Source organism: Heliobacterium chlorum (genome assembly GCF_014502795.1).
Taxonomy (GTDB): domain Bacteria; phylum Bacillota; class Desulfitobacteriia; order Heliobacteriales; family Heliobacteriaceae; genus Heliobacterium; species Heliobacterium chlorum.
The window spans coordinates 1-7,638 of sequence record NZ_JACVHF010000052.1; the positions used below are offsets into that span (position 1 = coordinate 1).

Annotated in this window: 11 protein-coding genes; all 11 read right to left on the reverse strand. The window is 36.6% G+C overall.

The genetic code is table 11. The annotated features are described in order from the left end of the window. Positions 1-296 precede the first annotated feature (296 nt). The 11 genes from H1S01_RS19295 to H1S01_RS19345 all read right to left on the reverse strand — a co-directional run bounded on the left by H1S01_RS19295 (position 297) and on the right by H1S01_RS19345 (position 7,395). A complete protein-coding gene (locus H1S01_RS19295; RefSeq protein ID WP_188042016.1) occupies positions 297-575 on the reverse strand; it encodes a DNA methyltransferase in 279 nt (92 codons plus the stop codon). Continuing rightward, positions 568-882 carry a site-specific DNA-methyltransferase gene (locus tag H1S01_RS19300; protein ID WP_188042017.1) on the reverse strand — a complete coding sequence of 105 codons (315 nt, stop codon included), beginning with the start codon at positions 880-882 and terminating at the stop codon, positions 568-570. Before H1S01_RS19300 ends, H1S01_RS19295 begins: the two co-directional genes overlap by 8 nt. Before the next feature lie 118 nt (positions 883-1,000). Beyond that, positions 1,001-1,342: a hypothetical protein gene (locus H1S01_RS19305; protein WP_188042018.1), complete on the reverse strand. Its 342-nt coding sequence runs from the start codon at positions 1,340-1,342 to the stop codon at positions 1,001-1,003. Between the two features lie 392 nt (positions 1,343-1,734). Continuing rightward, positions 1,735-2,541, reverse strand: a complete 807-nt coding sequence (locus H1S01_RS19310; RefSeq protein WP_188042019.1) for a hypothetical protein — start codon at positions 2,539-2,541, stop codon at positions 1,735-1,737. Between the two features lie 181 nt (positions 2,542-2,722). Beyond that, on the reverse strand, positions 2,723-2,965 hold the full coding sequence (locus tag H1S01_RS19315) for a hypothetical protein (protein WP_188042020.1): 243 nt from the start codon (positions 2,963-2,965) through the stop codon (positions 2,723-2,725). 210 nt (positions 2,966-3,175) lie between these two features. Next, entirely contained in the window at positions 3,176-3,514 is a 339-nt protein-coding gene (locus H1S01_RS19320; protein ID WP_188042021.1) for a hypothetical protein, read from the reverse strand. A 351-nt stretch (positions 3,515-3,865) separates the two neighbouring features. After that, positions 3,866-4,630 carry a hypothetical protein gene (locus tag H1S01_RS19325; protein ID WP_188042022.1) on the reverse strand — a complete coding sequence of 255 codons (765 nt, stop codon included), beginning with the start codon at positions 4,628-4,630 and terminating at the stop codon, positions 3,866-3,868. After that, positions 4,618-5,589: an MvdC/MvdD family ATP grasp protein gene (locus tag H1S01_RS19330; protein WP_188042023.1), complete on the reverse strand. Its 972-nt coding sequence runs from the start codon at positions 5,587-5,589 to the stop codon at positions 4,618-4,620. The genes H1S01_RS19325 and H1S01_RS19330 overlap by 13 nt, the downstream gene beginning before the upstream one ends. Before the next feature lies 1 nt (position 5,590). Further along, positions 5,591-5,965 carry a hypothetical protein gene (locus H1S01_RS19335; RefSeq protein WP_188042024.1) on the reverse strand — a complete coding sequence of 125 codons (375 nt, stop codon included), beginning with the start codon at positions 5,963-5,965 and terminating at the stop codon, positions 5,591-5,593. Positions 5,966-6,134: 169 nt separating this feature from the next. Next, entirely contained in the window at positions 6,135-6,377 is a 243-nt protein-coding gene (locus tag H1S01_RS19340; RefSeq protein ID WP_188042025.1) for a hypothetical protein, read from the reverse strand. Between the two features lie 262 nt (positions 6,378-6,639). Then, on the reverse strand, positions 6,640-7,395 hold the full coding sequence (locus tag H1S01_RS19345) for a Pycsar system effector family protein (protein ID WP_188042026.1): 756 nt from the start codon (positions 7,393-7,395) through the stop codon (positions 6,640-6,642). Positions 7,396-7,638: the final 243 nt, after the last annotated feature.

Below are 7,638 nucleotides of genomic sequence, written 5' to 3' on the forward strand. Positions count from 1 at the left end.
TGGGTCGGCTTCAGTCCTTGGTCTTTCTGATGGTGAATCTTTGTGTACATTTTCCACTCCGTCAATGTGGGCCAATTACCTCCTTATGATGCTGTATACAATAGGTGCCGCTTCTTCTGCTACGCGCTCAGGTTGGCCTGCGTTTACGTTATTTCTTCAGGCATGATTCGCTTGCAGCTCTTATTGGCAACCCGCCTATTGTATCAAAACATCCAAGGCAGGTGTCCGAAAAACGTCCATTTTTAATGGCCAAAAATCGTCCCTTTTAGTTTACCGCTCACAACTGCTTCTCAACATCACCCAATGAACCTCCTACCCATCCGCTTAGCGGCCACGCAGTCTCCACCGCTTCCACAGAACGGGACCAGCACAACATCACCCGGCTTCGACGATTTCTCAATAATCATCTCGGCCAGCTTTACCGGCTTTTGCGTCGGATGGATGTAGGTTACTGCCGGATCGCGAGGCACAGCCCATATGTCTGAAATTCGCTTTCCATTTAAAATGTGGCGTCCCTTCACAGCGAAGATGAGAAATTCGTGGGCTGGACTGTAGGCTCCACGGAGATCACCCATTCCTCCGCCGTTCTTTTGCCAGACGACGCAGTTCTTGATGGTGAAGTTTTGGGCGATGCGGTGATACCACTCGGCATAGACGTCCCATCTGGTGTAGGAAAGCGTCGGTCAACCAGTCGGCCATGATGATGTTGTCGTTTTGGATTGCAGTGAACTTTCGCTTTCGACTGCCGCTACGGTAATTGATGCCGTATGGAGGGTCGGCGATGATGAGATCGATGGAGCTGTCGGGGAGAAGTTTGAGTCGGTCGTTGATGTCCATGTGGTGGATAGTGTCTAACGTGAGGTCGCCGAAGTTTGCTTTCATTGGCCACCGCCCTTGAAAAAATAAAGCAGTCCAACCGCAATGGGCTAAACTGCCTGTCTATTTAATAGGTGGGCTGTGGGGTAAGGGGTACAATCGATTACCAAGTTAAGTACAGAGCTTAATTTGTTTTTTTCTGTGAGTTTAAACATAAGTAACTCTCATACCAATCGATTCTATGTTTTTTAATTAATGAAAGTGCCTCAGATAATGCTGTACCTTTTAATTTACAAATCTTTTCATAATCTATTTTTTGAGTCCTTACGTATACTAGACCAATAGATTCGCCACAGCTTGCAGCTATCATGTCATTATTACTATATAAGTTAGAAACTTCTATAAGGAAATCAATAGTTTCTTCATCATCATAATTATCTCCTAATTCGATAACCGCGTCATCTTTCTCTGCGTCGTTTGAACTAGGGTCTAGCAAAATTTCAAATAATTGTTTTTTATTTCCCAAAATAATCACTTCCCTAAAGGTATATGTGTTCCAACACCACGACCACCAATTTCACCTGTAAAAGGATTGATATACGTCCCTTTATCATCTAGCCTAGCATCGCAATTTCAACCAATTCTAGTCCCGCAGCTATACCGAATACAAATCCTCCGACTCCAGTTTCGGAAAATGCTAACGCTGCTCCTTCCACACCTGCATACTCGCTCGCTCAGCGAGTACTATCCTTGAGTAAAGCAGTCCAGCCACGATGGGCTGAACTGCCTGTCTATTCAATAGGTGGGTGGTGGGAGGAAGGGAAAGAATTGTTAATATGAAGACAACTTGAACTAATTTTCCAGATAATGTTTTGGCTTTTTGATACTTAAAAACACTTTGTGTTATAGTAAGAAATGTTAATTATGTTTGAACATTAATAATCCAGAATTGGATAAAGAAAAAGATGTATAATCAGAGTGATCCTCTTGGTTTATGATAATATTTTCGAAATCAAAACCTATTTTTAAACTTCCTAAATAACCATTTTTTCGTATGTATATGTAATTTTCCGTTAAATCAAACGTGTAGTTAGAAGAAGAATAAAGATTATCACTCGTTTGTTTAACCGGAATCCACTTGTTTTTATCTTTACTCCAAACACCCAGAAAAACCGGCATAGGGGAATATAATTTAGAATGACCGATAAGAATTAGGTATAGTTTATCACTTTTCTTAATAGTTTTTACGTCCTCAACAATCTCGGCACAACCTTCATTAATTAGCTCAGCTTCTTTTCCATCTTTTATACACCACCAATATTCCCCTAGTTGACCTAGGGAACTGGGAGCGGAAACTGAATACAACGATAACATAGGAGCAATATTTATTCGTCTAATTTGCCTTGAAAAGGTACTTTCAAGCTTTTTATCATCAAAGTCTATTGCTTCATCTGTAGTTAAAAATTTGCAAAAAAGACTTAATCCATTTTTCCAATGTTGTTCCCTCTCTTTATATGTACCACTTTCTTTGTTAGAAACGTCAAATTCGTTGTTAATCTTTTGTATTAGGTTATTGGTTAACAATGTATTGTTGTTTGTTTCATTTTTACTATTTGCAACGATAGATTGTTGAATACTTTCAAACTCAGTCCCTTTGTTCTCTGTGCATCCGACCGGTAGGATGATTACTAATAGAATTAAAAATACAAATTTGTTTAATTTCAATATTATTACCTCCTTTCTAAAATTGTCTATTGAGTGTTATAATATAGTCATTTAAGTCATAGTATTTTCCATGTGCTGTACCATTACCTGTAGCAATTGTTAGCTTTCTTGATCTTACATCTTCAATGTAAGGTTTTATTACCGTACTGAAAAAATCTATGATACCAATGTTAGGCAATTACTAACCTTCTTCTAAGGCATATATCTTTGTTGGTTTACCACTGTCCCAATCGAAAAAGTATATTCGTTCACATTTAGGACATTTCCACACATCATATTTGGGAAATGGGATCTGTAAAGGTTCAATAACATCGTTTTGGAGTATTAAATCCCATTCTCTATCTGTATAAACCCTTAACTCAATATCATTTGGAGAGTTTGTATTTGACAATTTTTTTCCACATTTACACAGATAACCTGCCATATTCTTAACTCTCTTTCATACTTATTAGAAACTTCATTCTAAAATAACAGTTCCGTCTTCGAGTGATATCTTTTTCGGAGGGTCTTGCATAGATACTCGATTAAGGACCCTTCTCTACCATAAATTCCTCTCCATTTTTCTATTTCCATCGTAATTATTTAACCACTCCCGTGCTTTTCCACAAGCGATTAGAACATCATGATGATTAAATCAAATTAAATATTCTGCGTCTCTGTTAGTCAAATAAAATTCGAATCCGTATGTTTCACTTAATAAGCAAACAACGTCATTACCATTCCTAAATACAAATCCGATTTTTTCATCAGATTGGTTAAAAAACATGACACTAACAGCTTCACCGATAAAATCTCGTATCAACCGCCATGCGTCCTTATTGGTAACCCCAAAACTTTCTTTAAGATTTTCCCATAACGGAGTAACCTTATTATCAGGCTTATCTATAGAGTATTTACTTTTTACCAAGTCTATTAGGGTCTTCATCTCTTGAATCGAGACTTCCTGAATGCCAATATTTAACGAATTGGCCACGGATATTATTTGCCCTTTAATACTCCATATGTTTATTACCCCCATAAACTATGCGTTGTCGTAGACTACTTTTTATTTCAAGTATAAATTTTTATTCTAAATCAAACTTAGTTTTTCCTTCAATCCCATCATTTAGTTAGACAAAATATCTGTAAACTATATGAGATATAACTTATCTGCTTAGGTACCAATAGCAGACGAGTTTTGTCCCACTTACCCCTCCCAACCCCACAAACTCCCCCATTTATCCCTCAAAAACTCATCTGCTATGTAACCGCAAAAAAAGCGACCTCTCCGATGGTGTGGAGGTCGCAATTAAATCACTAAATTCTTCTTCATAAGAATCTTGTATTATTTATCTCTTAGAGCTTTTATTAGTATTCTTTCTAACTCATCTATAGTGGAACTTTCAAGTTGAACTTTAGTAACTCCGTTCGTATTTGGGGATTGGATTAGCATCAATCCTAAGAAGATACATCCTAAAAATAAAAGTAATGTAAGAGACAACAAAAATAGCATTTGTGCCGCACGTAAGAAGTCAGCAATATGATCGTTAATAACCTCATTATATATGGCACAATCTAAATAATCATAACAACACTTTGAAGCTTTATATTGATTATAGTCTACTTTTTCAAAATCAATGATTGCCGAAATAAATGGTTTATAATGGCTCTTTACTCTTATACATCTATATATCGCTAATAAAGATAAGAATGAAAATATTACGACCGAAGCAAATAATGTCAAAATTAAGTGGTATTCAATTGTAGAGTAACTCGTTTTATCCTTATAAGCAAAAGCAATTAGTCCACCAATCACTGTTGATGATAACGAAATAAAACCTAATAATTGCTGGGCTTTATTTTGAATTGCACTGAAGCGTTCTACCGAAGACTCATATATTTCCTTACAATGAGGTAAATATTTTTCTGCATCTTGTTCCGAAAGTTTTTCGTAAGTTGGTAGTTCAAGCTTTGGTTTAGTTGGTTCGTTGTCGTAACTTATAAATAGATGCTTTATCAAATATTTTATACTTCTAAAATATCCTTTTATGGCTTTATGCAAAGGCTTTTTTTGGGGCCTATTTGGCAAAAAATCAATTATTTTAGCCATTTCGAAGATCCTTTTTGTGTCTCAAATAAAGATATCAAAGCCTCTCTCATACCTAATTGTAACTCTCGATCAAGCCAGGCCCACTCGCCCGCAGGATTGACTTCTAAAAAATAGTATTTACCGGCCCGATCCCTAATTAAATCAAATGCCCCGTAAACTAAACCCAGTCTCGACAACATTATCTTGCAGGAATTAATGATATCATTAGGTATTTTTGTAAGTTCATACAATAGCTTATACTCAGGTTTCCTCCAGTCAAGATAAACCTCCTCATTTATTCCCTTAATCTGTACTGGGAAATAATTATCCCCGAAAAAAGTCAAACGAATATCAACTTCTTTTTCAATACGACGTTGATATAACGTCGGACAATTCTTTATTGCTTTGTAATCTTTCAGGTATTCCCTATTAATTTCATGAGTATAAACACTATAACCTTTGTTTTCTGTTATCTGTAAACCTGAATAAATCGGTTTGCAAATAATATTCTCATGCTTGTTTGCGAAAGCATTAATTTCTAATGGATCATTAGTTATAATGGTTTCCGGTATTGTTAGTCCGCAGTCAAGTGCTATACTCAACTGAAATATTTTTCTCTCTGAAGACATTACGGCGGGTAAGGGATTTACCCATGGTACTTGTAGCGAAAGTAATGTCCCCTCTAAGAAATGTCGAATCTCTTGTTGAACGAAAAGCGAGTTTTCTACGCCGAAAATTGTTATGGGCGGTGGATTTAATGATCTTCTATACCAAACTACCGACACGTTCTCAAGATTAGTTTTATTATTAAACTTTTTTAGATTACCAGATAAATAATTGCTTTCAAAACTTCTAGATATCTTACATTGTTGAGGAAACTCGTCTGTATTAAATCGAATATATGGAACATCTTTTTCTCTTAACCCTAGAATAACGTAATCTGCCGTAAAATCATCCCTATTAGTTATAATAAGTAACATTTTATACCGTTCCGATTCCTTCGCCGATTTGGTCTATCCCTTCTGAAGTTCTAGTAATGATAGTACGCCCCCATAAATTATTTAATTCTGTTTGTTCTATGATCTCGGATTGATCGATACCTTCACGGGTAAATGTGTTTGATGTTCTTCCCGCAAGGTCTATAGTTACAGGTTGATCCAATCCTTCTCGAGTATCGGTAATAGAAGTCCTGGACAGTGACTCTATACAAACGAGCGGTAGTTTAGATGTGCTAGATTTCCATATATCTTCATTAACGTCATAATAGGCATCTTCAACTGAGCAAGGGGAATTCGAGATACAATTTCTTTGCCTCAATACCAAAGGAAGAAAATTACCGTTACTCTCTTCTCTCATACTTCTAACTCCCTCCGTTATATGTACCATCATAGTTTTTACAGATAAATGTTCTACTAATAATTAGATTTTCCTCCCTTTGAAAATCTTGTATTTTTACATTAAGTCGCAAAAAGTTTTTTCACAGAAAAAACGCCCCCGCCAATAACGGCGAGATCGCTGTGGAGGTTCAGTGGGTGTTGAGTGTTTCGAGATGTTTCCTAGACGCTTTAGCCATGGCTTTATAGATTGACAAGTCCTCGTCGATTTGCTCTCGAAGCACATCTGGTATTTCTATACCAGCCGACTTAACCCGCAGAAGAAACTCTTCTATTTCATTAGAAGCCTTCTCACATCGGGCCTTTTCTTCGATCATCATGGACTTTTCTTCAGCTCTACGCTTTTGGCGTCGTTCCTCAAGCCACTCAAACAATAGTCCCACCTCCAGGATTAGGATGCCCCAGTTGACCACTAAAACAAAAGCGACCCCTCCAGTGATGTCGAAAGTCCAATGCTGGTATTATTAGCTGCCGTCGAGATTCAAGCCATTCCTGGTTGCAAGACGCAACACCTCCGGGGTCAGTGTGTCCCAAAATTAAAAACGACCTCGCCGATAATGTCGCAAGATCGTGGTGTTAAGAACCAAACTTTTACGCAACTTTCCCTATGTAATATTAATTATTTTAAGAAAATAATTATATGTATATTTTAATTAAGGATGTTGATATCGCAACTACAAGCAATAGGATTAGACATAATTTGATTAATTTTATTGCTCGACGAACTCGCTGAATTTTTAATTCTCTAATGTAGCATAGCTTTAGAAACTCTTTACTTAATATACTTAGAAATTCTAATTCAGTTAAATTGGTAATTTCCTTTAACAATTCAGAAGACTTTTTTCTCAAAACAAAAAAGCCATCTTTATCATTTAATACGTTTAAAAAGCTAACTTTAGGAGTTATTTGCGTTAAGTAAAAAGAATTTGGCGGATTCAGCTCGTCAACAATGATGCTTTTAGTTGGGTTTGAATTTGGAGCAATTGCAGTAACGATAATCCATAATGCCAGTGAAAAAAGGACTAGAATTACGAAGCAAATTAGCAATAATAAGTCATGTGTTATAACTGCCCATTTCATTTTAAGATTAAAAAGAAGAGAAAATACGTTAAAAATTGGATCTATGAATCTTAGCAAGAAGTTTATTGCAATCCCGGTTAATACCAATGTTATGCTAGCTTTGGTATCCGTAAATCGTATTGTACCTTGAGTATCTTCGATCAACTTATACATTAGTTCTTTTTTTACGGAGAAATCTAATGTGTCACTTGTTTTTTCGAATTCACCACTTTTGATATCTGTTGATATCTCTTCATTACTTTGCGAGAACCCGCCGACCATAACATTAATCAAATCATTTATTTCACCATTTTCTTTTATCTGGACTTCCAAGTAAACCACCTCTAGATTAAAATCCTATTACCTAGAAATATGTTGTTGTTCCTCCTAAAATAACATCTCCCCACTGGTCATCCCTTAGCGTGGTTTATGGTAAAGCCGTGAAAACAGTCGTTTAGGTAGGCCGAATCATATCTTCAATCGACGCTAAAAAAAGCGTCCATTCACGCTGCTCCCGACAACGAGTGGTATTTGGGAGGTCAGTGTAAATGGGCGATTGTGTGAGGTTGTTAATGG

Excerpts from the sequence above, each read along its gene's own strand:
- H1S01_RS19295 (WP_188042016.1), bottom strand. The coding sequence starts at position 575 with ATGGGTGATCTCCGTGGAGCCTACAGTCCAGCCCACGAATTTCTCATC.
- H1S01_RS19300 (WP_188042017.1), bottom strand. The coding sequence starts at position 882 with ATGAAAGCAAACTTCGGCGACCTCACGTTAGACACTATCCACCACATG.
- H1S01_RS19315 (WP_188042020.1), bottom strand. The coding sequence starts at position 2,965 with ATGGCAGGTTATCTGTGTAAATGTGGAAAAAAATTGTCAAATACAAAC.
- H1S01_RS19325 (WP_188042022.1), bottom strand. The coding sequence starts at position 4,630 with ATGGCTAAAATAATTGATTTTTTGCCAAATAGGCCCCAAAAAAAGCCT.
- H1S01_RS19330 (WP_188042023.1), bottom strand. The coding sequence starts at position 5,589 with ATGTTACTTATTATAACTAATAGGGATGATTTTACGGCAGATTACGTT.
- H1S01_RS19335 (WP_188042024.1), bottom strand. The coding sequence starts at position 5,965 with ATGAGAGAAGAGAGTAACGGTAATTTTCTTCCTTTGGTATTGAGGCAA.